The sequence below is a fragment of the Streptomyces sp. NPDC048370 genome (genome assembly GCF_043200825.1).
GTDB lineage: Bacteria > Actinomycetota > Actinomycetes > Streptomycetales > Streptomycetaceae > Streptomyces.
The window spans coordinates 306221-331156 of sequence record NZ_JBICYI010000004.1; the positions used below are offsets into that span (position 1 = coordinate 306221).

Annotated in this window: 23 protein-coding genes; 13 read left to right on the plus strand and 10 right to left on the minus strand. The window is 71.7% G+C overall.

Features of this window, described 5'->3' with window-relative positions; genetic code table 11:
• Nucleotides 1–7 precede the first annotated feature (7 nt).
• Nucleotides 8–607, minus strand: a complete 600-nt coding sequence (locus tag ACGFYP_RS12225; protein ID WP_361965552.1) for an NAD(P)H-dependent oxidoreductase — start codon at nucleotides 605–607, stop codon at nucleotides 8–10.
• A 78-nt stretch (nucleotides 608–685) separates the two neighbouring features.
• Between ACGFYP_RS12225 and ACGFYP_RS12230 the strand changes: the two genes are divergently transcribed.
• The 5 genes from ACGFYP_RS12230 to ACGFYP_RS12250 all read left to right on the plus strand — a co-directional run bounded on the left by ACGFYP_RS12230 (nucleotide 686) and on the right by ACGFYP_RS12250 (nucleotide 5241).
• Nucleotides 686–1513, plus strand: a complete 828-nt coding sequence (locus ACGFYP_RS12230; RefSeq protein WP_393490328.1) for an aminotransferase class IV — start codon at nucleotides 686–688, stop codon at nucleotides 1511–1513.
• A gap of 92 nt (nucleotides 1514–1605) precedes the next feature.
• Complete coding sequence (locus ACGFYP_RS12235) at nucleotides 1606–3342, plus strand: right-handed parallel beta-helix repeat-containing protein (protein ID WP_393490332.1); 1737 nt, start codon at nucleotides 1606–1608, stop codon at nucleotides 3340–3342.
• Nucleotides 3339–3740, plus strand: a complete 402-nt coding sequence (locus tag ACGFYP_RS12240; RefSeq protein ID WP_393490335.1) for a hypothetical protein — start codon at nucleotides 3339–3341, stop codon at nucleotides 3738–3740. The genes ACGFYP_RS12235 and ACGFYP_RS12240 overlap by 4 nt, the downstream gene beginning before the upstream one ends.
• A 245-nt stretch (nucleotides 3741–3985) precedes the next feature.
• Nucleotides 3986–4495 carry a hypothetical protein gene (locus ACGFYP_RS12245; protein ID WP_361965560.1) on the plus strand — a complete coding sequence of 170 codons (510 nt, stop codon included), beginning with the start codon at nucleotides 3986–3988 and terminating at the stop codon, nucleotides 4493–4495.
• Between the two features lie 128 nt (nucleotides 4496–4623).
• On the plus strand, nucleotides 4624–5241 hold the full coding sequence (locus ACGFYP_RS12250; RefSeq protein ID WP_393490339.1) for a class F sortase: 618 nt from the start codon (nucleotides 4624–4626) through the stop codon (nucleotides 5239–5241).
• Between the two features lie 69 nt (nucleotides 5242–5310).
• Here the strand turns inward: ACGFYP_RS12250 and ACGFYP_RS12255 are convergent, their stop codons facing one another.
• Genes ACGFYP_RS12255 through ACGFYP_RS12265 form a run of 3 tightly spaced genes read right to left on the minus strand, consistent with a single transcriptional unit; the run spans nucleotide 5311 to nucleotide 7706 of the window.
• On the minus strand, nucleotides 5311–6099 hold the full coding sequence (locus ACGFYP_RS12255; RefSeq protein WP_393490342.1) for a sulfite exporter TauE/SafE family protein: 789 nt from the start codon (nucleotides 6097–6099) through the stop codon (nucleotides 5311–5313).
• Between the two features lie 37 nt (nucleotides 6100–6136).
• Nucleotides 6137–6412 carry a hypothetical protein gene (locus ACGFYP_RS12260; RefSeq protein ID WP_393490345.1) on the minus strand — a complete coding sequence of 92 codons (276 nt, stop codon included), beginning with the start codon at nucleotides 6410–6412 and terminating at the stop codon, nucleotides 6137–6139.
• On the minus strand, nucleotides 6405–7706 hold the full coding sequence (locus tag ACGFYP_RS12265; RefSeq protein WP_393490948.1) for a ferric reductase-like transmembrane domain-containing protein: 1302 nt from the start codon (nucleotides 7704–7706) through the stop codon (nucleotides 6405–6407). Before ACGFYP_RS12265 ends, ACGFYP_RS12260 begins: the two co-directional genes overlap by 8 nt.
• Nucleotides 7707–8113: 407 nt before the next feature.
• Between ACGFYP_RS12265 and ACGFYP_RS12270 the strand changes: the two genes are divergently transcribed.
• The 5 genes from ACGFYP_RS12270 to ACGFYP_RS12290 all read left to right on the plus strand — a co-directional run bounded on the left by ACGFYP_RS12270 (nucleotide 8114) and on the right by ACGFYP_RS12290 (nucleotide 13757).
• Nucleotides 8114–9325 carry an NAD(P)/FAD-dependent oxidoreductase gene (locus tag ACGFYP_RS12270; protein WP_393490349.1) on the plus strand — a complete coding sequence of 404 codons (1212 nt, stop codon included), beginning with the start codon at nucleotides 8114–8116 and terminating at the stop codon, nucleotides 9323–9325.
• Between the two features lies 1 nt (nucleotide 9326).
• Nucleotides 9327–11861: a nitrite reductase large subunit NirB gene (nirB, locus tag ACGFYP_RS12275; protein WP_393490352.1), complete on the plus strand. Its 2535-nt coding sequence runs from the start codon at nucleotides 9327–9329 to the stop codon at nucleotides 11859–11861.
• A gap of 6 nt (nucleotides 11862–11867) precedes the next feature.
• Nucleotides 11868–12200, plus strand: coding sequence for a nitrite reductase small subunit NirD (gene nirD / locus ACGFYP_RS12280; protein WP_361965574.1), 333 nt, complete (start codon nucleotides 11868–11870; stop codon nucleotides 12198–12200).
• 75 nt (nucleotides 12201–12275) lie between these two features.
• Nucleotides 12276–12860, plus strand: coding sequence for a TetR family transcriptional regulator (locus tag ACGFYP_RS12285; RefSeq protein WP_361965576.1), 585 nt, complete (start codon nucleotides 12276–12278; stop codon nucleotides 12858–12860).
• A gap of 135 nt (nucleotides 12861–12995) precedes the next feature.
• Nucleotides 12996–13757, plus strand: coding sequence for an SDR family oxidoreductase (locus ACGFYP_RS12290; RefSeq protein WP_361965578.1), 762 nt, complete (start codon nucleotides 12996–12998; stop codon nucleotides 13755–13757).
• A gap of 15 nt (nucleotides 13758–13772) precedes the next feature.
• Here the strand turns inward: ACGFYP_RS12290 and ACGFYP_RS12295 are convergent, their stop codons facing one another.
• A complete protein-coding gene (locus tag ACGFYP_RS12295; protein ID WP_393490357.1) occupies nucleotides 13773–14183 on the minus strand; it encodes a VOC family protein in 411 nt (136 codons plus the stop codon).
• A gap of 162 nt (nucleotides 14184–14345) precedes the next feature.
• Between ACGFYP_RS12295 and ACGFYP_RS12300 the strand changes: the two genes are divergently transcribed.
• Nucleotides 14346–14897, plus strand: coding sequence for a hypothetical protein (locus ACGFYP_RS12300; protein WP_393490360.1), 552 nt, complete (start codon nucleotides 14346–14348; stop codon nucleotides 14895–14897).
• A 3-nt stretch (nucleotides 14898–14900) separates the two neighbouring features.
• The gene (locus tag ACGFYP_RS12305; protein ID WP_393490365.1) at nucleotides 14901–16061 is read left to right on the plus strand and encodes an alkaline phosphatase PhoX; all 1161 of its coding nucleotides are present in this window, start codon (nucleotides 14901–14903) and stop codon (nucleotides 16059–16061) included.
• Here ACGFYP_RS12305 and ACGFYP_RS12310 read toward each other — a convergent pair.
• From ACGFYP_RS12310 to ACGFYP_RS12325, 4 genes are all read right to left on the minus strand, one after another.
• On the minus strand, nucleotides 16031–17086 hold the full coding sequence (locus ACGFYP_RS12310; protein ID WP_393490369.1) for an ArsR/SmtB family transcription factor: 1056 nt from the start codon (nucleotides 17084–17086) through the stop codon (nucleotides 16031–16033). The two genes, ACGFYP_RS12305 and ACGFYP_RS12310, sit on opposite strands and share 31 nt — an antisense overlap.
• Nucleotides 17087–17660: 574 nt before the next feature.
• A complete protein-coding gene (ppdK, locus tag ACGFYP_RS12315; protein ID WP_361965588.1) occupies nucleotides 17661–20372 on the minus strand; it encodes a pyruvate, phosphate dikinase in 2712 nt (903 codons plus the stop codon).
• Nucleotides 20373–20748: 376 nt separating this feature from the next.
• A complete protein-coding gene (gene dusB, locus ACGFYP_RS12320; RefSeq protein WP_393490374.1) occupies nucleotides 20749–21885 on the minus strand; it encodes a tRNA dihydrouridine synthase DusB in 1137 nt (378 codons plus the stop codon).
• A gap of 33 nt (nucleotides 21886–21918) precedes the next feature.
• Nucleotides 21919–22797, minus strand: coding sequence for a helix-turn-helix domain-containing protein (locus ACGFYP_RS12325; protein WP_393490378.1), 879 nt, complete (start codon nucleotides 22795–22797; stop codon nucleotides 21919–21921).
• Nucleotides 22798–22898: 101 nt separating this feature from the next.
• Here ACGFYP_RS12325 and ACGFYP_RS12330 point away from each other — a divergent pair, with 101 nt between their 5' ends.
• Nucleotides 22899–24350, plus strand: a complete 1452-nt coding sequence (locus ACGFYP_RS12330; protein ID WP_393490385.1) for an MFS transporter — start codon at nucleotides 22899–22901, stop codon at nucleotides 24348–24350.
• A gap of 131 nt (nucleotides 24351–24481) precedes the next feature.
• On the opposite strand, the gene ACGFYP_RS12335 is transcribed toward ACGFYP_RS12330, so the two are convergent.
• On the minus strand, nucleotides 24482–24691 hold the full coding sequence (locus ACGFYP_RS12335) for a DUF6243 family protein (RefSeq protein WP_393490392.1): 210 nt from the start codon (nucleotides 24689–24691) through the stop codon (nucleotides 24482–24484).
• Nucleotides 24692–24936: the final 245 nt, after the last annotated feature.

Sequence of the window (24936 nt, forward strand, 5' to 3'; positions counted from 1 at the left end):
CCTTCCGTCAGGCGGCGTAGGGGACGAGGGCCTTGGCGTCGCGCAGGGACCGCGCCCACCAGGCGAGCTGGTCGAGCAGCGACTTGGCGGCGGCGTCGGGGCCCGCGGGGTCCTTGTGCCGGCCGTCCTCGTCGAAGTGGCCGTGCGCGTTGTGGAAGGAGACCGTGTCGCGGATGGTCACGGCGTGCATCTCGGCGAAGACCAGGCGCAGTTGCTCGACCGCGCGCAGGCCGCCGGACATCCCGCCGTACGAGACGAAGCCGACGGGCTTGGCCTGCCATTCGCCGAAGTGCCAGTCGATGAGGGACTTGAGGGAGGCGGGGAAGGAGTGGTTGAACTCGGGGGTGATGACGACGAAGGCGTCGGCGGCGTCGAGGACCGGGGAGACCTTGGCCAGTTCGGCGCGGACGGCGGCGGAGGGCTCGTAGGAGAGGGCGGTGGGCAGGTCGACGTCGGCGAGGTCGACGACGTCGACGGTGAAGTCGGCGCGCTCGGCGAGGCGGGCCCGGAACCAGTCGGCGATGACGGGGGCGAACCGGCCTTCGCGGTTGCTGGCGACGACGACGGCGAGCTTGAGCGGCGTGGAGTTCGTGTATGCGGTGTCCATGCCGAGGATCCTGGTACCTCAAGTTTGATTGAGGTCAAGCGCCGATTTTTCCTGTCGGGGTCGGCATACCGTGAGGGCATGACGACTCCTCCTCCGCACATCGAGATCGACGGCGTCCCCGCGGCCGGTCCCGAGCTCCTCGCCACCCTCATGAGCGGCTTCGGCCACTTCACGGCGATGCAGGTACGGGACGGGCGGGTGCGCGGCTACGGCCTGCACGTCGACCGCCTCGACCGCGCCACGCGCGAGCTGTTCGGGCAGGGGATCGACGGCGAGCACGTCCGCCACCTGCTGGCCGAGGCCCTGCGGACGGCGGGCCGACGGGACGCCACGGCGCGGGTGTACGTCTACGGGGGCGGCGCGGGGGCCGGCTCCGCGGGGAGCTCCGGGGGCTCCGGGGCCGGCTCCGCGGGGAGCCCCGGGGGTGTCCGCCTCGTGGTCACCGTCCGCGATCCGGCATCCCCGCCCGAGACCCCGCAGCGGCTGAAGTCCGTCGACTACTGGCGCCCCGCCGCGCACATCAAGCACCTGGGCGGCTTCGGCCAGGCCTACTTCGGCGAGGCGGCCCGCCGCGAGGGCTACGACGACGCCCTGCTGACCTCCCGGGACGGCGAGATCGCGGAGGGCGCGGTCACCAACATCGCCTTCTGGGACGGCACTTCGGTGATCTGGCCCTCCGCACCCGCCCTGACGGGCATCACCATGGCGCTCCTCGAACCACTGCTCGGCTCCGTGCGCCGCCGGGTGACGCTGGCGGACCTCCCGGGGATGCGCGCCGCGTTCGTGACGAACTCCCGGGGGATCGCGCCGGTGGGCGGGATCGACGAGGTGACGTTCGCGGTGGACGAGGAACTGATCGGGCGGGTGCACGAGGCGTACGCGTCCGTGCCGTGGGAACACCTCTGACGACACGAGCAACTCGTCGTGAGTCGACGTGCGTTGGGTGACCTCCGGTACGATCGATGGACCTGGTGGGCGACCGACATGGGGGTCCGGACATGGTCGCGCGGTACGTCGTCTCGCCTCGCGGCGGCCGTCGCGCGTACCCGAGCATCGCCTCCGCGCTGCGCGCCGCCGCCGCCCGTGGGCGCCCCGCGCTGATCGAGATCGCCGCCGGGCGCTACGAGGAGAGCCTCGTCGCCCAGGGCGACGTCCGGCTGGTCGCGGCCGACGGGCCGGGTTCCGTCGTGGTGAACCAGCTGCGCGGGGCCGTCCTGCAGACGTACGGATCGGTCCAGGTCGACGGCCTCGTGCTGACCAACCGGGACACGGAGTACGACGTCGTCTCCTGCTGGCAGGGCAGCCTCACGCTCGACAACGTGGAGGTCCGCACCCCGGGCGGCGTCGGCACGCACACGCGGCCGAACACCCGGGCGACCCTGCGGAACAGCGTGTTCCTGCACGGCCGGACGCTCTTCACGGCCTCGGCGGGGACGATCGAGCGGTGCCGGTTCACCGACGCCGCCGACAACGCGGTCGCGATCATCGAGGGCGCCCAGGTCTCGGTCCGGGGCAGCCGGATCGAGGGCAGCCGGATCCACGGCGTACGGGTCTGCGACGCGCGCGCCGAGGTCGTCGGCTGCGAGCTGACCGGCACGGGGAACGCGGCCCTCATGGCCGACACCCGGGCGGAGCTCGCGGTGGCGGACTGCGTGATCACCGCCGTGCACGCGGAGGGGATCATGTTCATCGAGCAGTCCCGGGGCTCCGTGGACCGCGCCCGCGTCACCGACGCCCGCCACGGGGTGGGCGCGGCGAGCGGCGCCGACCCGGTGGTGCGCGACTCCGTGTTCACCGCGTGCCGCGACACCGGCATCAACGTACAGACCGACGCCCGGGGCAGGTTCGAGGACTGCCGGGTCGTCGGCGCGCGCAACATCGGGGTGTTCTCGACCAAGGGCGGTGCGCCGGAGGTCCACGGCTGCCACATCTCGGGCGGCAACGTCGGCATCGCCGTCACGGAAGGCGCCCGGGGCCGCTTCACCCGCATCCGGATCGAGGACCTGACCACCACCGCGCTACGGATCTTCGACCCCGACTCCACGGGCGTCTTCGAGGACGTCCGGGTGGACCACTGCCCCGCCGGCCTGGAGGTCCGGGGCAACGGAGGGACCACCGCCGAGGTCACCCGGGCGGAGTTCCACGACTTCGACCAGGCCGCCGTGGCCCTCGCGGGCCAGTGCCGGGTCACGCTCACGGGCGTCACGGCGGACCGCGGGATGCTGGGCCTCGGCATCGGCGAGGAGGCCCAGCTGCGCGCCTTCGACTGCCGCGTCACCCGGGTGAGCAGCGGCGGCGCCGTCGTCTTCGGCAGCGCGCGGCTCATCGCGAAGAACCTGACCGTCAGCGGCTCGGAGGCCCTCGGAATCTGCGGGCGGAACTCCGCCCTCCTGGACATCACGCACGGCGAGTTCACCGACTGCGCGCTCGTCGGCGCGGCCTTCGACGACGAGTGCACCGGCCGGCTCGTGGACTGCTCCGTGGGCGGAACGGGCGACATGGCCGTACGCCACAACGGCCTGGTCGACCTGGCCTCGCTGACCACCTCGCTGCCGGTGGTCCGCAACCGGGAGCCCGTCCCCCTGCCACCGACCATCATCAACGTCATCAACATCATCAATCAGAAGATCATCACCGGCCCGACCATCCACGGCGACGCCATCAACAACAACTTCGCGTGGGGCAACGACCACGTCATCCAGAACCAGCCGACAGAGGAAGGTCCACGGACATGAGCGAGCCGCGCGACGAACGCCCGCACGAGGGGCCCGTGTTCCACGGCAACTCCTCGCAGAACCTGTTCGCCTGGGGGAACGAGACGGTCACCCAGAACCAGCAGATCAACACCAAGGTCGCCGAGGGCTACGAGCCGCTCGCCGCGCGCGTCGCCGAGCTGCTCCGCCGGCTGCCCGAGCAGGGCCTCCCCGACCAGGACCGCGAGGACGCCGAGGCGGCGGCAGGCGAGGTCCTGACGACGCTCACCCGCTCCGACCCGCCGGAGGAGACCCGGCTCCGCCGCGCGCTCGCCACGCTGAGGGGCGCCCTGACCCCGGTCGCGATGGGGGCCGCGGCCGGCACGACGGTGGCGACCCAGGAGTGGGCCCGGGCTGCGATCGAGAGCCTGATCGCCTGAGGCGCGCCCCCGGGCAGGTCACCCGTTCGACACGGACCGTCAGCTGACTCTCCGTAAACCGGCCTGACCTGCGTAAACACCACTCGCGCAAGGCGACACACCGTACCGGACGGCGTAATTCTGACCCTCCATCAGCAGGCGGGGCGGGCGCTGCGGCTCTTATCTCGGTCCTAGGAGGTCGGTTCCGGGAAGTCCCTCCCGGGAGGCCTCCCCGGCATGACCGCTCGCGCGCCCCGGAGGACCCCATGCGCACCACTGCCCGCCTGCTCACCGGTACCGCGCTGACGGTCGCCGCGATCGGCGCACTCGGCGCCCCCGCCGCGTACGCCGGGAATTCCGAGGCCCTCGAGGTCTATCCGTCCTCCGCGAGCCCCGGCACCACCGTCACCGTCAACACCCTCGCCTGCGGCAAGAACGGCCGGGGCGTCGGCGACGCGCAGTCCCTCGGCGCGGGCGACTTCCACCTCAACCCGAGCACGCACAAGGAGGTCGTCGTCGGCCAGTTCACGGTCCCGGAGCACGCGAAGCCCGGTACGTACTGGATCAGCGTGGCCTGCGACAACGGCAAGACCGCTCGCGGCGAGCTGGTCGTCAAGCACAAGGACCGCCCGAGCGGCCATGTCCGTACCGGTGTCGGCGGCAGCGTGGGCCCCGACACCACCCAGATCGCGGCGGGCGCGGCGGTGCTGGCCGCGGCTGCCGTCGGCGGTACGTGGCTCCTGCGTCGCCGGGCGAGCGGCGCGCAGGACGGCTGAGACGTACCGCACGTCCTGCCCCCGCCGCGCGCCCGTACGAGGCCCGGCGGGGGCAGGGCCACACCCTCGGCCACGCTCTTGGCCACCCCCCTCGGCCACCCCTCGGGCACACCTCGGAGGAACGCACCGTGAGCAGCAGGAGCAAGGGGTGGGGCATAGCCGCCGCCGCGTGCGTCGGCATCTGGCTCGTCCAGAACGGCTCGGAGCAGGTCACCCCGCCGGTCCCGTCCGCCGCACAGGCGTTCGCCGCGGGGCCGAACGAGCACACCACGGCCGCCGCCGACCCGCTGCCGCCGTCCGAGCCCGTGCGGCTCCGCGTCCCCCAGATCGACGTCGACACGCCCATGACGCGGCTCGGCCTGGGCCGGGACGGCTCCCTCGACGTGCCGCCCGCGGGCGACCGCAACCTGGCCGGCTGGTACAAGGACGGCACCACGCCCGGCGCCGAGGGCACCGCGATCGTCGCCGGCCATGTCGACAACGCGCGGGGCCCGGCCGTCTTCTACGCCCTCGGCGCGCTCAAGAAGGGCCACCGGATCGAGGTGGACCGCCAGGACGGCCGGACCGCCGTGTTCACGATCGACGCCGTCGAGGTGTACGAGAACAAGGACTTCCCGGACGAGAAGGTCTACGGGGAGACCGACCGGGCCGAGATCCGGGTCATCACCTGCGGCGGAGGCTTCGACAAGAAGGCCGGCTACCAGGGGAACGTGGTCGCCTTCGGCCACCTGATCGGGGTGCGCTGAACTCGGGGTGCGCTGAACTCGGCGTGCGCTGAACTCGGCGTGCGCTGAGTCAGGGTGCGCCGAACACCGTCACGACCACTGGTCGAAGGCGAGCTTCGCGACCAGCGAGAAGACGACGACCAGCAGCACGCCCCGGACGAACTCGGCGCCCTTGCTGAGCGCCATCCGCGCCCCCAGCATCCCGCCCGCCAGGTTGAAGACCGCCATGACCGCCGCCAGCTGCCAGAGCACACTGCCCTGGTACGCGAACATCGCGAGCGCCCCCGCGTTGGTGCAGACGTTGACGATCTTGGCGGTGGCGGAGGCGGTCACCAGGTCGAGATGGAGGACGGCGGTGAGCGCGAGGACCAGGAACGTGCCGGTGCCCGGCCCGAACAGGCCGTCGTAGAAGCCGATCCCGCCGCCGACGATCACGATCGCGGTGACGATCCGCGCCCGGCCGACGGGCGGCTTCTCCCCCTCCTTCCGGGTGCCGAAGGTCGGGCGCAGCATCACGAACGCGGCGACGCCGACGAGGACCACCATGATCACCGGGCGCAGCACGTCACTGCTGATCCCGGCCGCGAAGAACGCGCCGCCCATGGACCCCGCGAGGGCCGCGAGCCCGATCCGTACCGCCGTCTTCACCTGCACGGGCGCCGTCGCCTTCCGTACGAAGGTGATGGCGGCGCCGGTCGTGCCGACGATCGCGACGGCCTTGTTGGTGCCGAGGATCTGCGGGGCGGGAACGTGGGGTACTCCCAGCAGCAGCGCGGGCAGCAGCAGAAGCCCTCCTCCACCGACCACGGCGTCGATCCAGCCCGCCACGAGAGCGGCGGCACAGAGCAGGACCAGAGTGGTCAGGGATATGTCAGGCATGCTCGCGAGCCTAGGGAGGAGATGGGTGTGCCGTCCATCAATCCCTGGAGAGTTGAGCTACGTCTGAGGTTGTGCCGACCGGCGCCCGGTCGGGGGCGGGCGGCGCGGCCGGATCGACGGCGACCGTGAGGAAGGTCGCGGCGAGCGCGCCGACCGTCAGGAGCCCGGCGGCGAGCTGTCTGCGGGCTCGGTCGGTGGCGGGGACGCCGGCGTGGGCGGACCGGGCGCGGTGCCTGCTCACGGACCCGGCGCGGTACCCGCTCACGGACGGGACGCGGTGCCTGCTCGCGGACGGGGCGCGGTGCTTACTCATGGCTGAAGTCCTCGGAGTGGATGCGGCGGGCCGGCACTCCGGCCCGGACGAGCGAGTCGGTGGCGGCGCGGGCCATGGCGGGCGGCCCGCAGAGGTAGACGTCATGGGCGGCGACGTCGGGCAGGAGATCGCGCAGTGCCTGCGGGGCGAGCGGGTCGAAGGAGGCGTCGGACGGGCCGAGGAGGTAGTGGAGTGCGGCCTGCCGCGCGTGCGCGATGCGCTCCAGCTCCTCGCGCAGGACGAGCCCGTCCGCGTCGGATGCCCGGTACAGCAGCGTCACGTCGCCCGGGCCGCCGGGCAGGGTCTCGAAGAGCGCCCGCAGCGGGGTGATGCCCACGCCTCCGGCGAGCAGCAGGACCTTGCGGCGGGTGCGGCGGTGCGCGGTGAGCGCGCCGAACGGGCCGGTGGCCAGGACGCGCGTGCCGGGGCGCAGGCGGCGGATCCGGCGGGTGTGGTCGCCGAGCGCCTTGACGGTGATCCGCAGGGTGTCGTCGTGGACGGGCGCGGAGAGGGAGAACGGCAGCGCGGTCCGCCAGAGCCTGCGGGTCAGGAACCGCCAGCGGAAGAACTGCCCGGGTTCGGCGCACAGCAGATCGAGCCCGGTGCCCTTGACGATCACCGAGACGACCCCCGGCCCCTCGTCGCGGACCTCGGTCACGCGCAGCGCGTGGCGCAGGGCCTGCCGGACGGGGACGACGATCCGGTACCAGACGAGGACGACGGCGACGGTCGCGTGCGCCATGGACCAGGCCCAGAGCGCGAGGACGCTCCCGGTGAGGTCGGGCCCGGCGAGCTGGTGCACGAAGCCGAGGGCGGCGGCGAGGTGGCTGAGCAGGTGGAGCGCCCGCCAGGTCTCGTGCCGCAGCCGCCGCCGGGCGGCCCGGGCGGAGGTCACCCCGACGGCGACGAAGAGCGCGGTACCGGCGGTGGCGGCGGCGAGCGCGGGGTAGGCGAGCAGCCCTCCGGCGGCGGTCACGAGGTCGGTACGGGTGTGCACGGCGTACCCGCAGAGCGCGAGCACCGCGTGGGCCCCGACGAGCCCGAGGACGTACCGCCCGCCGCGCGCGTGCCACCGGGCGAGCCGGTCTGCCCCGACGCCGTGCTCGACGGCGGGCACGCGCGCCATCAGGAACAGCATGACGAGCACGCCGTACCCGGCGAGCAGCCCGGTGAGGTGCGCCCCGGCGGCGAAGAACGAATCGAGCCGGGCGGAGGGCCGAGCCTGGACACCCCAGAGGAGGGCCACGGCCCCGGCTCCGCCGAGGATGGCGGTACGGAGTCGGTCAGGGGCCACCCGGGGGGCGGGCCGGGCGGGCCGGGTGTGCTCACCGGCGGGCCGCCGGGTGTGCTCACCGGCGGGCCGGGTGTGCTCAGCGCCGGGCCGCTGGGTGTGCTCACCGGCCGGCCGCGCCCGGCCCTCCTCCCGCACCACCTGTGCACGGGGCCGTTGCGCCAGATACGCGGCGAGAGCCGGATGGCTGGGTTCCTGAACCTCGGTCGTCACGAGAGCCGACACTAGGGTCCGCGGGGTATACGAAACCCCAGCTCAGCCCCTCCCCCGGGATCCTTAAGGCCCCCTTGAGGACCGGCTCACCACCGGTTAACCCTCACACCGGAGGACGCCCATCGCGGAGATCAGCGTTCCGCAGGAGAAACAATCGAGATCCCCCCGGGTAACACCCGGCCCGCACGCTTCGACACATGAGTACACGGATCGTGGTGGTCGGCGGCGGAACGGCGGGCGTCCGGCTCGCCCAGCGCCTGCCCGTCACCCTCCTCGGCGAGGAGCCGCACGCACCGTACAACAGGGTGCTGCTCGCGGACGTCCTCGCCGGGCGGTACGCGCCCGAGGTGATCGCGCTGCCCGATCCCCGTGAGCCGGTGCGGCGCGGGGTGCGGGCGGTGCGGATCGACCGGGCAGCCCGGATCGTCGCGTGCGAGGACGGGACGGCCGTCGGCTACGACCGCCTGGTCCTGGCGACCGGCTCCAACCCGGTGCTCCCGCCCCTGCGTGGCCTTCGCGGCACCCGACTCCCCACGGGCGTCCACCCGTTCCGGACGCTCGACGACTGCCTGGAGCTGCGGGCCCTCGTCCGCCCCGGTGTGCGCGCGGTCGTGATTGGCGGCGGGCTGCTCGGAGTCTCCGCGGCCCGGGCGCTGGCCGCGCTCGGCGCGGAGGTGGTGCTGACCCAGCAGGGCGAGCGGCTCATGGAGCGTCAACTCGACGCACAGGCCTCGGAGCTGCTGCGGGACCACGTGGAGTCGCTCGGCGTCGAGGTGCACACCGAATGCCGGGTCAGCGGTCTTCGACAGGAGGACGGCGCGGTCACGGCCGTCGAACTCGCCGACGGATTCGTGCTCGACGCCCAGGTCGTGGTCCTCGCCTGCGGGGTCAGGCCGCGCACCGGTCTCGCCCTGGACGCCGGTCTCGAGGTCCGCAAGGGCATCGTCGTCGACGACCAGCTGCGGACCTCCGATCCGTACATCCACGCCATCGGCGACTGCGCCGAGCACGACGGCCGGGTCTACGGCCTGGCAGGTCCCGCCCTGGAACAGGCGGACGCGCTGGCGGACGTCCTCCGGCCGGAGGCACTCCCGGCCGACGCCCCCGGGGCCCACCCCGCGTACACCGGCACGCGTGCCCTGACCCGGCTCACCCTCGGCGGGCCCGTGGGGCTCGACCTCGCCGCGTTCGGCGAGGCGACTCCGCTCCCCGGGGACGACGTCGTCCAGCTGACCGACGCCACCCGGCGCGCCTACCGCAAGGTCGTCGTCCGCGGCGACCGGCTCGTCGGCGGCGTGCTGCTCGGCGACCTCGCCGCCGTCGGCACCCTCGCCCGGGCCTGGGAGGGCGACGAAGTCCTGCCCGACGCCCCCCTGCTTCATCTGCTCACCCATGACGGAGGCTCCTGAGATGGCGACCACGCCCCTGCACACCCCCACCGTGCCCACCATCGTCCTGGTCGGCCACGGCATGGTCGGCCAGCGGTTCCTCGAGGCGCTCGCGGACCGGGGCGTCACCGAGTGGGCGCGGGTCGTCGTGCTCTGCGAGGAGCCGCGCCCCGCCTACGACCGCGTCCAGTTGACCTCGTACTTCAAGGGCCGGACCCCCGACGACCTGTCGATGGTCGAGGACGGCTTCATGGAGAAGCACGGCATCGAGCTGTACGTCGGCGACCCGGCGGAGTCCGTCGACCGCGCCGCCCGTACGGTCACCGCCCGCTCCGGACAGGTCGTCCCGTACGACACGCTCGTCCTGGCCACCGGCTCGTACCCCTTCGTGCCGCCCGTCCCCGGGAGGGACGCGCGCGGCTGTTTCGTGTACCGGACGATCGAGGACCTGCTCGCGATCGAGGAGTACGCCAAGACGTCGACGAGCGGCGCCGTCGTCGGTGGCGGCCTGCTCGGCCTGGAGGCGGCCGGCGCCCTCAAGGGGCTCGGTCTGGACACGCACGTCGTGGAGTTCGCGCCCCGGCTGATGCCGGTGCAGGTGGACGAGGGCGGCGGCGCGGCGCTGCTGCGCACGATCGAGCGGATGGGTCTCACCGTCCACACCGGCACCGGCACGCAGGAGGTCGTGACGGAGGACGGCTCGGTCACCGGGATGCGCCTTTCGGACGGCTCCGAACTGGCGACGGACATGGTGGTGTTCTCGGCGGGCGTACGGCCCCGGGACCAGCTGGCGCGCGACTGCGGTCTGACGGTCGGCGAGCGCGGCGGCATCGCGGTGGACGAGCTGTGCCGGACGTCGGACCCGGCGGTGTACGCGATCGGCGAGTGCGCGCTCGCCTCGGACGGCCGGGTGTACGGCCTGGTGGCGCCCGGCTACGAGATGGCTCTGACGGCGGCGGCGACGATCGCCGAGGCGTCCGAGGAGCGGGCGTTCACCGGTGCCGACATGTCGACGAAGCTGAAGCTGCTCGGTGTCGACGTGGCCTCCTTCGGCGACGCGCACGGCACGACCGAGGGCTGCCTCGACGTCGTCTACTCCGACTCCCGCTCGGGCGTCTACAAGAAGCTGGTGGTCGACGGCGACGGTGTGCTGCTCGGCGGCGTCCTGGTCGGCGACGCCGAGTCGTACGGGATGCTGCGGCCGCTCACCGGCTCCGTGCCGCCCGTCTCCCCCGAGCAGCTGGTCCTCCCCGCGGGCGCGGGCGCGCCGGTCGCGCTCGGTCCGTCCGCGCTGCCGGACGACGCCGTCATCTGCTCCTGCCACAACGTCACCAAGCACGCGATCACCCAGTGCGCGACGCTGCCGGAGGTGAAGAAGTGCACCAAGGCGGGGACGGGCTGCGGCAGTTGCGTGAAGCTCATCGGGCAGCTGCTGCCGGAGCCGGCCGACAAGGGGCTCTGCGGCTGCTTCTCGTACACCCGCGGTGAGCTGTACGAGATCACCCGGACGCTGCGGCTCACCTCCTTCGCCGAGCTGCTCGACTCGCACGGCCGGCCGGAGGCGCGCGGCGGCGAGGGCTGCGAGGTCTGCAAGCCGACGGTCGCCTCGATCCTGGCCAGCCTCAACAACGGGTACATCCTCGACGGCGAGCAGGCCTCCCTCCAGGACACCAACGACCACTTCCTCGCCAACATGCAGCGCAACGGCTCGTACTCCGTGGTCCCCCGCATCCCGGGTGGTGAGGTCACCCCGGAGAAGCTGATCGTGATCGGTGAGGTGGCCCGGGACTTCGGGCTCTACACCAAGATCACGGGCGGTCAGCGGATCGACATGTTCGGCGCCCGCGTCGACCAGCTGCCGGCGATCTGGACCCGGCTCGTCGACGCGGGCTTCGAGTCGGGGCACGCGTACGGCAAGTCGCTGCGCACGGTGAAGTCCTGCGTGGGGCAGACCTGGTGCCGCTACGGCGTGCAGGACTCGGTGAAGATGGCGATCCAGCTGGAGCTGCGCTACCGGGGGCTGCGCTCCCCGCACAAGCTCAAGTCTGCGGTCTCCGGCTGCGCGCGGGAGTGCGCGGAGGCGCAGTCGAAGGACTTCGGCGTCATCGCGACGGCCAACGGCTGGAACCTGTACGTGGGCGGCAACGGCGGCGCGACCCCGCGTCACGCGGACCTCCTTGCCCAGGACCTGTCGGACGCCGAACTGGTGCGGCTGATCGACCGGTTCCTGATGTTCTACATCCGTACCGCCGACCGCCTGGAGCGCACCTCGGTGTGGCTGGAGCGGCTCGACGGCGGGCTCGACCATCTACGGGACGTGGTCGTGCACGACTCGCTGGGTCTCTGCGACGAGCTGGAGGCGCTGATGGCGGCCCATGTCGCGGACTACCAGGACGAGTGGGCCGCGACCCTGGACGACCCGGAGCGGCTGCGCCGCTTCGTCTCCTTCGTGAACGCGCCGAACGCGCCGGACCCGTCGGTGCGGTTCGTGCCGGAGCGGGACCAGATCAAGCCGGACCTGACGGTCCTCACCATCGGAACTCTGGAAGGGGTCTGAAGCCCGATGCATCTCGAACTCTCCCACGACGTCGAGGCCGACGCCTGGACGGCGGTCTGCGAGACCTCCCGGCTGACGCCGGGCCGGGGCGTGGCCGCGCTGCTCCCCGACGGCCGGCAGGCGGCGCTCTTCCTGGACCGGGCGGGGCGGGCGTACGCGATCGAGAACCGCGATCCGTTCACCGGGGCGCAGGTGCTGTCCCGGGGGCTCCTCGGCTCGGCGGCCGGGCGGACGTTCGTGGCCTCGCCGCTGCTCAAGCAGCGCTTCGACCTGGAGACGGGACGGTGCCTGGACGACGAGAGCGTCTCGGTGGCGGTCTTCCCGGTCCGCACGGTGTGACGTCACGGGTCCCGCCGCCGGGCGAATGATCATTTCTTCTTGACCGATCGTTCCAGATACTCCTAGAGTCAACGTGTGGCCAGGACCAAGGAATTCGATCCCGACGCCGCGCTCCAGGCAGCCCTCGAGCTGTTCTGGGCGCGCGGCTACGAGGCGACGACGATGGCGGATCTCGTCGAGCACCTCGGGATCGGCCGCGCCAGCATCTATGCGACCTTCGGCAACAAGCACGCCCTCTACATGAAGGCGCTGGACCGCTACCTCCAGTCGTGCGAGCCGGCGATGCTGGAGGAGCTGTCCACGCCGGGGCCCGCGCTCCCGCCGGTACGGGACCTGATCAGGCGCTTCGCCGCGGAGGCGGGAGCCGAAGCGACACGCCTGAACGGGTGTTTCGTCACCAACTCGGCGGCCGAACTGGCGCCGCACGACGGGCCGGTGGCCCGGCGGGTGGAGCTGAGCTGGGAGCAGATCGAGACCCTGCTCCACTCCTCGCTGGTCCGCGCCCGCGCCCAGGGCGAGCTGCCGCCCGACCGCGATCCGCAGGCCCTGGCCCGGATGCTCCTCGTCCTGGCCCAGGGCCTGCGGGTGGTCGGCAAGGCGTCGAGCGACCCGGCCCGGGTCCATGACGCGGCGGAGCAGGCCCTGACCCTGCTGGACTGAGGAACCGAGGCCTTCCGGAAAGGCCGCGCGGGGCGCCCCACGGCGCCCCTTTTCCTGGGCCTCTTATTGGAACGTACGGTCAAAAACTTCTCTTCACGAGACAGCTCTCTTCACGAGACAGAAGGAGACATCGCCATGTCCGCACGCTTCACCGACAAGCGCGTCCTCGTCACGGGCGCCGGCACCGGCCTCGGCCGGGCCATCGCGCTCGCCTTCGCCGCCGAGGGCGCGAAGGTCGTCGTCGCCGGCCGCGGCGCGGCCCCGCTCGCCGAGACGGTCTCCCTGATCGAGGCCGCCGGTGGCACCGCGGTCGCCGTCACCGCCGACGTGTCCCGCGCCGAGGACACCCGCCGGCTCGTCCGCGAGACCGTCGAGACCTTCGGCGGGCTCGACGTCGCAGTGAACAACGCCGGGGTCTTCCGGGGCGGCGCGTCCGCCGCCGACTTCCCCCTGGAGGAGTGGCAGACCCTGCTCGACATCAACGTCACCGGAGTCCTGCACTCCCTGCAGGCCGAGATCGCCCACATGCGGGCCAACGGCGGCGGCGCCATCGTCAACATCTCCTCCAACCTCGGCCCGCACGTGCGCATCCCCGGCGTCTTCGGCTACCAGGTCTCCAAGGCGGCGGTCTCCGCGATGACCCGCGCCGCCGCCCTCGACCACGTCGCCGAGGGGGTCCGGATCAACGCGGTCAGCCCGGGCGCATCGGACTCGACGATGTCGCTGCGGCCCGGCGAGACGGAGGCCGAGCGGGCGGTACGGATGAAGGACGAGTCGCCGCTCGGCCGGATCTCGGCCGCCTCCGAGGTCGCGGCGGCGGTGCTGTACCTCGCCTCGGAGGACGCCGGGTCGGTCGTCGGCGCCGATCTGGTGATCGACGGCGGTGTCTCGGCCTAGGGCCTTTCGTTTGGATCAGGCCTCGATGGCGGCCGGGTCCATCCACATGACCTCCCAGTGGTGGCCGTCCGGGTCCGAGAACGAGCGGCCGTACATCGAGCCGAAGTCGATGGGCTCCTTCGCCGCCGTGCCACCGGCGGCGAGGGCGGCGTCCGCGAACTCGTCCACCTTCTCGCGGCTCTCGGCGCTCAGCGTGAGGAGCACCTCGGTCGACCTGGTCGCGTCGACGAGCTCCTTGCCCGGCTTGGTGAACTCCTGGAACTTCGGCTCGGTCAGCAGCATCGCGAAGATCGTGTCGCTGATGATCATGCAGGCGGTCGTGTCGTCGCTGAACGTCGGGTTGAAGGAGTAGCCGACCTTGCTCCAGAAGGCCTTGGTGGTCTCCAGGTCCTTCACCGGCAGGTTGACGAAGATCATCTGGCTCATGGCGTGCTCTCTTCTCCGTGTCGCTCTGTGTCGTTCTTTGTCGGGCGGTGTCTCGGTGCCTCGTGCGCGCTTCGAGCGCTTCGAGAGATAGGACGGCGGGGCCCGGCGGAACTCATCGGCGCGCGGGAAGTTTTTTCCGGGCCGGGCTAGGGCCGTCGAGGTATGAGCCCCGCAGGCAGGCAGATCACCGAACGATTGTCGGACGAGGCCCTGAGCGGCGCCACCGGGCGGGACCGGGCGGCCCGGTTCGCGCTCCTCGACGCCTGGGACGCCAGCGGCCGGGGCCACACCGCGATCGCCCGCCACCTGGTGGACGCGCACGGCGTCAGCGGCTGGCACGCCCGGTCGATCACCGTCGGCTACGAGCAGGAGCGCGGGCTGCGCCAGGTGGGCCAGGCCTCCGACGGCCGCCGGCAGGTGAGCGCGAGCAGGACGGTGGACGTGAGCCCGCTCGAACCCGGGACGCGAGCCCGCTCGAATCCGAGGCTCGACCCCCTCGACCCCCTCGACCCCGAGACCTGGGCCGGATCGAATCCAGGACGTAAGCACCCGTACTCCCCCGGTCCCGCATCGACCTTCCGACCGACGCTTCCCCTTCACCGGTTGTTGCCGCACCGTCAACTCCGTACCAACTCCGTACTCCTAGGTTCCCGAAGCGCGCGACCCCGCCGCCGACCGGTGCGGCGGGTTCACACACACCACCCTCTGGAGTGAGACGTGGAGCGACGCAGTTTCCTGCGCGGAGCGGTCATCGGCACGTCGGCCGCCGCCTTCGGCGGCACCCTGATGCGCGGGGCGGCCTACGCGGCCCCCGCTCAGCCCGGCGCCGGCCCCTACGGGGCTCTCGGCTCGGCCGACGCCAACGGCATCCTGCTGCCGAGCGGATTCAGCAGCCGGGTCATCGCACGGTCGGGGCAGACCGTCCCCGGCACCTCGTACACCTGGCACAACGCCCCCGACGGCGGCGCCTGCTTCGTCGACGGATCCGGCTGGATCTATGTCTCCAACTCGGAGATCAACCCGGGCGGCGGCGCGAGCGCCGTGAAGTTCAGCTCGACCGGCGCCGTCACCGGCGCGTACCGCATCCTCTCCAACACCCGCACCAACTGCGCGGGTGGCAAGACCCCGTGGAACACCTGGCTCTCCTGCGAGGAGGTCAGCCTCGGGTACGTCTACGAGACCGACCCGTACGGCGTGAACGCGGCTGTCCGCCGCGCCGCGATGGGCCGCTTCAAGCACGAGGCCGCCGCCGCCGACCCCGTCCGCAAGGTCGTCTACCTGACCGAGGACGAGTCCAGCGGCTGCTTCTACCGCTTCATCCCGACCACCTGGGGCAACCTCTCGACGGGCACGCTCCAGGTCCTGGTGGCCGGCACCGCCACCTCCGGCTCCTTCACCTGGCAGAACGTCCCGGACCCGGACGGTTCGCCGACCGCGACCCGCAGCCAGGTCTCCGGCTCGAAGAAGTTCAACGGCGGCGAGGGCTGCCACTACGCCAACGACACCGTCTGGTTCACCACCAAGGGCGACAACCGCCTCTGGCAGCTCAACCTCACCGACAACACCTACGAACTCGCCTACGACGACTCGCTGGTGTCCGGCGGCGGCGCCCCGCTGACCGGTGTCGACAACGTCACCGGCTCCTCCTCCGGCGACCTCTTCATCGCCGAGGACGGCGGCAACATGGAGATCTGCATCATCACGCCGGACGACGTCGTGGCTCCGTTCCTGCGGATCAGCGGCCAGTCCGGTTCGGAGATCACCGGACCGGCCTTCTCGCCCGACGGCAAGCGGCTGTACTTCTCCAGCCAGCGCGGCACCAGCGGCAGCTCCTCGGGCGGCATCACCTACGAGGTGACCGGCCCGTTCCGGGCGTAGAGACGCTCCGCGGGGGCCGTCGCCGAGACGGCCCCCGCGACCCCCCTCTTCCGCCCGCCGCCGCCCAGCAGGGCGGCGCCGAGGGGTGTGAGGGTGTGCAGGACCGCGTTGCCGTGCCGCAGGGTCGCGACGAGCCCCGCCTCGCGCAGGACGCCCGCGTGCTGGCTCGCCGAGGCGAGCGAGACCCCCGCCCTGCGGGCGAGTTCGCTGGTGGTGCCGCCGTCGCCGATCGCGTGCAGGACCGCGGAGCGGGTGTTGCCGACCAGCTTGGCCAGCGAGGAGCCGCCCGGCGCGTGCACCGTCGGCGCCTCGCAGTGCGTCGTCGGGTAGACGAGCACCGGGGGCAGTTCCGGGTCCCGTAGGACGACCGGCGTGCCCCGGCAGAAGTACGAGGGCTGGAGCAGCAGGCCCCTGCCGTCGAGGTGCAGGTCGCGGGCGACCGGGTAGTCGGCCTCCAGGACGGGCGCGCGCCAGCGGAACATCGGCGGCAGCGAGGCGAGGAGTTCGTCCGCGCCGCCGTCGAGCAGGGCCCGGCCGCGCACCGCCCGGTCGGCCTCGACCCGGGCGCGTATCTGCGGCCAGTACGGCTCGATCGCCGCCCGGTGGTAGCTGCGCAGGGCCCCCACGAGCCGGCCGAACGGTTCTGCGCCGCCTTCGGCGAGGGCTCTCAGCGAGTGCGGCACGGTCCTGCCTCCGGCCCGGTCGGCGCCGAGGAGGGCGAGCTCCCTGCGGAGCCGGTCCCGGGGGGTCGCGCGGACCGCCTCCAGGCCCTCGTCGAGCCCCTGGAGGCCCTCGGGAGGGGTCAGGAAGTCGGGGAAGTAACCGCGACTGGGAACGAGCGCGGCAAGCAGCCGGGTCTCCCCATTGAGCCGCGTACGGGTCTGGGAACGCCATTCTCCGTAGACGACCGGGCCGCGCCGGTCCCTAAGCCGATGAAAGCTGAGAATCGTTTCCCACAGAACGTCGGGCCGGGCCGCCATCCGTACGCCCGCCACGTCGCTTGCGGTGAAATGAATCCGCAGCATTGAACCCCCACCTGTGCACTCGCAACCACCCCCGTCGATGAGTATGCACATCATCACAGCACGTTACCAGGGTGTTTCAGCCACACTTGAAAAGCATCGCGGGGACCGGGGGCAAACGGAAAAGCTGTGGGTGTCGGGCAGGAAACCTTCAGGACCGAGGTGGCGTGGCGAAGACCGTGGGGGGCTTCACACGTCCGGCGGCGGTCGGCGAGGGTTGCGGCTCACCTGCCCGGCATGGGTAATGGGCGCGGCCACCGGGTGGGGATCCGGGGGCCGCGCCCGCCCTGTTCTTTGCGCAACCAATCGTGGAAAGTTCTTGACGGAATGTTCAACGGCGAATAATTTAATCCGCCTCGATTGAACAGAAACTCACATCCGGCGAACATCCCGGCGACCCCTCAGGGACCTGATGGGGTGGACGAAATACGACGGGGCGGACACCTCCGCACAAGGTGTCCGCCCCGTCTCTCTTGCGACCCGGAGTCGCCGCCCATCGGTTGAGGGTCGGGGACGAGCGGCGACTCCGGTGATCTTTGCTACTGAACGCCCGGTCAGCGAGCGCCCAGCAGGCGGCTCAGCGGCTGTCGGAGCCCTTCGACTCCGCCGCCGCGCGACCGGCCTCCAGGCGCGCCACCGGGATCCGGAAGGGCGAGCAGGAGACGTAGTCGAGGCCGACCTCGTGGAAGAAGTGCACCGACTCCGGGTCGCCGCCGTGCTCGCCGCAGACGCCGAGCTTGATGTCCGGGCGGGTGGCCCGGCCGGCCTCGACGGCGCTGCGGACCAGCGCGCCGACGCCGTCCTTGTCGATGGTCTCGAACGGCGAGACCCCGAAGATGCCCTTCTCCAGGTAAGCGGTGAAGAAGCTGGCCTCCACGTCGTCGCGGGAGAAGCCCCACACGGTCTGGGTGAGGTCGTTGGTGCCGAAGGAGAAGAACTCGGCGGCCTCGGCGATCTGACCGGCGGTCACGGCGGCGCGCGGCAGCTCGATCATGGTGCCGAGCGCGAGCTTCAGCTCCACACCGGTCTTCGCCTGGACCTCGGCGATGACCTGCTCGGCCTCGTCGCGGACGATCTCCAGCTCCTGGACGGTGCCGACGAGCGGGATCATGATCTCGGCGCGCGGGTCGCCCTTGGCGTCGATGCGCTGGGCCGCGGCCTCGGCGATCGCCCGGACCTGCATGGTGAACAGGCCGGGGATGACCAGGCCGAGCCGGACGCCGCGCAGACCCAGCATCGGGTTCTGCTCGTGCAGCCGGTGGACGGCCTGGAGCAGGCGCAGCTCGTTCTCGTGCGGCTCCTTGCGGGCCTCGGCGAGGGCGACGCGCACCGAGAGCTCGGTGATGTCGGGCAGGAACTCGTGCAGCGGCGGGTCGAGCAGGCGGACCGTGACGGGCAGCCCGTCCATGGCCTCGAAGAGCTCGACGAAGTCCTTCTTCTGCAGCGGGAGCAGGGCGTCCAGCGCCTCGGTCCGCTCCTCGTCGGTGTCGGCGAGAATCAGCTTCTCGACCATCTCGCGGCGCTCGCCGAGGAACATGTGCTCGGTGCGGCACAGGCCGATGCCCTGGGCGCCGAAGCGGCGGGCGCGCAGCGCGTCCTCGGCGTTGTCGGCGTTGGCGCGGACGCGCAGCCGGCGGACGCGGTCGGCGTAGGCCATGATCCGGTGGACGGCCTGGACCAGCTCGTCGGCGTCGTCGGCGCCGGCGTGCATCCGGCCCTCGAAGTACTCGACGACCGGCGACGGTACGACGGGTACCTCACCGAGGTACACCTTGCCGGTGGAGCCGTCGATGGAGACGACGTCGCCCTCCTCGATGACCTGGCCCGAGGTGGTGGTCATCCGGCGGCGCTTGGTGTCGACCTCGAGCTCCTCGGCGCCGCAGACACAGGTCTTGCCCATGCCGCGGGCGACGACGGCGGCGTGCGAGGTCTTGCCGCCGCGGGAGGTCAGGATGCCCTCGGAGGCGATCATGCCGTCCAGGTCGTCCGGGTTGGTCTCGCGGCGGATCAGGATGACCTTCTCGCCGGAGCGGGACCACTTGACGGCCGTGTACGAGTCGAAGACGGCCTTGCCGACGGCCGCACCCGGGGAGGCGGCGATGCCGCGGCCGATCTGCTCGACCTTCGCGTTCTCGTCGAACTTGGGGAACATCAGCTGCGCGAGCTGGGCGCCGTTGACGCGCTGGAGCGCCTCGGCCTCGTCGATCAGGCCCTGGTCGACGAGCTGGGTCGCGATCCGGAAGGCGGCACCGGCGGTGCGCTTGCCGACGCGGGTCTGCAGCATCCACAGCTGGCCGCGCTCGATCGTGAACTCGATGTCGCAGAGATCCTTGTAGTGGGTCTCCAGCGTCTCCATGATCTGCATCAGCTGGTCGTACGACGCCTTGTCGATCGACTCCAGCTCGGCCAGCGGCACGGTGTTGCGGATACCGGCGACGACGTCCTCGCCCTGCGCGTTCTGCAGGTAGTCGCCGTAGACGCCCTGGTGGCCGGAGGCGGGGTCGCGGGTGAAGGCGACACCGGTGCCGGAGTCGGGGCCGAGGTTGCCGAAGACCATGGAGCAGATGTTGACCGCGGTGCCGAGGTCGCCGGGGATGCGCTCCTGGCGACGGTAGAGCTTGGCGCGGTCGGTGTTCCAGGAGTTGAAGACGGCCTCGATGGCGAGGTCCATCTGCTCGCGCGGGTCCTGCGGGAAGTCGCGGCCGGCCTCGGCCTTCACGATCTTCTTGAAGTGCTTGACGAGCTTCTTCAGGTCGGCGGCGTCGAGATCGGTGTCGACGGTGACCTTCTTGGCGGCCTTGGCCTCGTCGAGCGCCTCCTCGAAGAGCTCGCCGTCGACGCCGAGGACGGTCTTGCCGAACATCTGGATGAGCCGGCGGTACGAGTCCCAGGCGAAGCGCGCGTCGCCGGCCTGGGCGGTGAGGCCCTCGACGGACGTGTCGGAGAGGCCGATGTTCAGGACCGTGTCCATCATGCCGGGCATCGAGAACTTGGCGCCGGAGCGGACCGAGACGAGCAGCGGGTCGTCGGCCTGGCCGAGCTTCTTGCCCATCTTCTGCTCGAGGGCGTCCAGGTGGGCGCTGACCTCGTCGCGGAGCGCGACGGGCTCGGAGCCGCTCTCGAGGTAGACCTTGCACGCCTCGGTGGTGATCGTGAAGCCGGGGGGAACCGGGAGGCCGAGGTTGGTCATCTCGGCGAGGTTCGCTCCCTTGCCACCGAGCAGGTCCTTCAGGTCCCTGTTGCCCTCGGTGAAGTCGTACACGAACTTCTGATCTTTGTTTTCCGACACGTGTCTCGACTCCTCGAGGACTCGGTGGCTGCCCTGACGGCGAGGAACATACCCAGATCGAAGGCTCCTGTGGAGGTATGCCTACCGGTCACATGGTCTTAACCACCCGTCCGCCAGCACATCGAAAGTAACCGACGAGTAGCTTCCGCTTTCAGGCTCCGAAGCCCCCTTGACTCAAACCTGGGGATTCGCGCTCACACGAGCGCCTTCCGGCGCATCTGCGTTCAACTCTTGAACGCAAGAGGGGTGGCACCCAGTGCCACCCCTCCATAAGTACAACACCCCGAAATCTGCTCATCTGAGCACACCCCCTATCAAGGGTGGCGAGGATCACGCCGCGCGAACGGCTCGATTCCCACGATCCGGACGTCCGGGATCAGCCCCCGGACGTGTCCAACTCCGCCTCCTCGCTGACGCCCGCGCAGTCGTACGGGTCCTTCAGCCAGCCGTCCGGCAGGACGACGCGGTTGTTGCCCGAGGTGCGGCCCCGGGGGCCGTCCGCGCCGGTCGGCCAGGGCTGGTCCAGGTCCAGCTCGCTCAACTGAGCGCTCAGCTCGTCCAGGGACGAGGTGATGGCCAGCTTCTTGCGCATCTCGGAACCGACCGAGAAGCCCTTCAGGTACCAGGCGACGTGCTTGCGGAAGTCGATGACACCGCGCGACTCGTCCCCCAGCCACTCGCCGAGCAGCCGCGCGTGCCGCACCATCGCGTCCGCGACCTCGCGCAGGCCCGGCTGGGCGTACGCACCCGTGCCCTCGAAGCCCGCCACCAGGTCGCCGAAGAGCCAGGGCCGCCCCAGGCAGCCGCGCCCCACGACGACGCCGTCGCAGCCGGTCTCGCGCATCATCCGCAGCGCGTCGTCGGCCGACCAGATGTCGCCGTTGCCGAGCACGGGGATCTCCGGCACGTGCTCCTTGAGCCGCGCGATCGCGTCCCAGTCCGCCGTACCGCCGTAGTGCTGCGCCGCCGTCCTGCCGTGCAGGGCGATCGCCGTGACGCCCTCCTCGACCGCGATCCGGCCCGCGTCCAGGTACGTGATGTGGTCGTCGTCGATGCCCTTGCGCATCTTCATCGTGACCGGCAGGGCGCCCGCGTTCGACACGGCCTCGTTCAGGATGGCGCGCAGCAACGGCCGCTTGTACGGGAGGGCCGAGCCGCCGCCCTTGCGGGTCACCTTGGGGACCGGGCAGCCGAAGTTCAGGTCGATGTGGTCGGCCAGGTCCTCGTCCGCGATCATCCGCACGGCCTTGCCGACCGTCACCGGGTCGACGCCGTAGAGCTGGATCGACCGCGGCTTCTCGCTCGCGTCGAAGCGGATGAGCTGCATCGTCTTCTCGTTGCGCTCGACCAGCGCCCTCGTCGTGATCATCTCGCTCACGAAGAGCCCCTTGCCGCCGCTGTACTCACGGCAGAGGGTGCGGAACGGAGCGTTGGTGATGCCGGCCATCGGCGCGAGCACCACCGGCGGCTGCACGATGTGCGGGCCGATGGCGAGAGGGGAGAACGCGGTCATTGGGCCATTGTCCCGCACCCTCGCCGTGATCCGTCAGTCGTTTCGCCCACACATGGCGCGCAGGCGTTCGAGACCCTGACGGGACTCCTCGTCCACCGGCACGTACGTCACCAGACGCGGCCCCGAGGTCGGACCGAGCCAGAGGTTGGTGTGCTCCAGGTGGAGCGTGCCGACGTGGGCGTTGCGGATGAACTTCGTACGGCCGCCCTGGGCCACCACCTCGTGCCGCGCCCAGATCTCCCGGAACTCCGGCGACGCCGTCTCCAGGCGCTGCAGCATCGCCTTCCAGGCGGGCTCGGCCAGGTGCTCGGCCATCGAGGCCCGGAACTTGCCGGCCATCGCGCGCGTGACGTCCGGCAGATCGGCGACGGCGGCGCGCCAGTCGTCGTTGGTGAAGGCCAGCCAGATGCAGTTGCGGTCCTCGCGCGGCAGCGCGTCGAGGTCGCAGAGCAGCCTGCCGTACGTGCGGTTGTAGGCCAGGATGTCGTAGCGGCTGTTCTGGATGCAGGCGGGTACGGGCTCCAGCTGGTCGAGCATCGCGCGCAGGGCGGGCGTCACCGTCGGGCAGGGCGACTCCGGGTTCGGGTCGGCCTCGCCGCCGAGGGCGAAGAGGTGGGTGCGCTCGGTCGGATCGAGCAGCAGGGCCCTGGCGAGGGCGTCGAGGACCTGCGGGGAGACGTGGATGTCGCGGGCCTGCTCGAGCCAGGTGTACCAGGTGACACCGACGGCGGAGAGGTGCGCGACCTCCTCGCGACGCAGCCCGGGGGTGCGCCGGCGCCGGCCTCGGACCAGGCCGACCTGCTCGGGGGTGATCCGCTCCCGGCGGCTGCGCAGGAAGGCGGCCAGCTCGTGCCGCCGGACGTCGGCGGGCGCCGTCGCTTCTGTTTCGAGGGGGGCCACCATCGTCGTCATGCTCCCAGGGTGCCGGGGCGCTCAGCCCGTTTCCAGGTACTGCTTGTACCAGGATAAAGACACTCTGGTACCAGGCTAAGAAGGGGACGATCGTCGATGGCGTGCGTACTACAGCCTCCACCACCGCCCCCGCCCCCGCCCGCGGCACCGGCCCCGCCGTCGACCGCCCGGCGCCCGCCCTCGGCTCCCTCGGACTGTTCACGGTCCTGCTCGGCGCCGCTCTTCCGCTGATCGACTTCTTCATCGTCAACGTCGCCCTGCCGACCATCGACCACGACCTGGCCGCGGGACCGGCCATGCTGGAGCTGGTCGTCGCCGGGTACGGGCTCGCATACGCAGTCCTGCTCGTCCTCGGCGGGCGGCTCGGGGACCTCTTCGGCCGCCGCCGGCTCTTCCTCGCGGGCATGGCCGCCTTCGGTGTGACCTCGCTCGCCTGCGGGCTCGCCCCCGACGCCTGGACGCTCGTCGGGGCGCGCGTGGCACAGGGTGCCTCGGCCGCCCTGATGCTCCCCCAGGTCCTCGCCACCATCCACTCCTCGACGGCGGGCGCCCGCCGCGCGAAGGCGCTGAGCCTCTACGGGGCGACCGCGGGGCTCGCGATGGTCGCCGGCCAGATCCTGGGCGGGGTCCTCGTCGCCGCCGACCTCTGGGGCAGCGGCTGGCGGGCGATCTTCCTGGTCAACGTGCCCGTGGTGGTGGCGGGCCTGCTGCTCGCGGTGCGGGCGGTCCCGGAGACCCGCTCCGATCGCCCGGCGCCGGTCGACGTGGCGGGCACCCTGCTCCTCGGCCTGGCGCTGCTCACGCTCCTCGCCCCTCTTACAGAGGGGAGGGCCGCGGGCTGGCCGCTGTGGACCTGGGTCGCGCTCGGGCTCTTCCCGCTCGCCGCGGGCGCGTTCTGGTGGGTGGAGCTGCGGGCCGACCGCCGGGGCCGTACGCCGCTGGTGCCGCCGAGCCTGCTCTCCTTGGTCTCCCTGCGCCGCGGGCTCGCCCTTGTCGTGCCGTTCTCGATCGGCTTCGGCGGCTTCATGTTCGTGATCGCGGTCGCGCTCCAGCAGGGGCTGCGGATGAGCGCGGTGGTCTCGGGCCTGGCTCTGGTCCCGATGGCGGTGGCCTTCTTCGGGGCCTCCCTCGCGGGTCCCCGCCTTGTACGGCGCTGGGGCACCCGGGTCGTCACCGCGGGCGGCCTCGTCCAGGGGCTCGGCATCGCCCTGCTGGCCCTGACGGCCTGGCGCTCCTGGCCGGACCTCTCCGCCTGGACCCTGCTGCCGGGCATGGCCGTCGCGGGTCTCGGCCAGGGCCTCCAGCTCCCGGTCCTCTTCCGGGTGGTCCTCTCCGAGGTCCCGGCGGACCGGGCGGGCGTCGGCAGCGGCGTGATGGTGACAGCCCAGCAGTCGGCCCTCGCCCTGGGCGTGGCCACGCTCGGCTCGCTCTTCCTGTCCCTCGCCGCGACCGGCTCGATGGGCACGGCGCTGACGGTGACGCTCCTGGTCCAGCTGGCGGCCGTGATCCTGACGGTCCTGCTGAGCCTGCGGCTGCCGCGCGTCGTGAGCTGAGGCGGAGGGCGGGGGCGGCAGGCCGGAGGGCGGGGGCGGAGGGCGGGGGCGGGGGCCCGGTGCAGGGGGGGACGCACGTGGGCCCGGGTCACGGAAGGTGACCCGGGCCCACGTCGTCGTACCGGCTGCGGCTACTCCTGGCCGTCCGTGCCGGCGGCGGCGGTCTCGGCGCCTTCGGAGCCCGTCGCGCGCTCGCGCATCTTCCTCAGCAGCTCCTGCTTCTGGTCGACGGCGGCCTTGCGGTCGGCGTTGCTGTTCTGAACAGCGCCCTGCTGGTCGCCTCGGGACAGCTTCTTGCGCTGTCCGCCGACGCCGAGCAGGTTGTTACGGCCCTTGGCCATGGGGTTCTCCCATTGGTGAGAAGTGGTGAGGGGATCGTCCGGCGGGGGCGGGCGTCGAGGCCCGCCGCGCTCTCACTCGTAGATCTGGAAGAACGAAGACATGCCGTAGACGCTACCCCGCCCAGGGCACTCGCTCACACCGTTTTCCCCGCCCCACCCCAACGAATGACAAACATTGAAATCTGTCAGCCGTCATGCCATAGTTGTCATACGCCGCTCCCCCGGCGCTCCGCATCCCTCCCGAC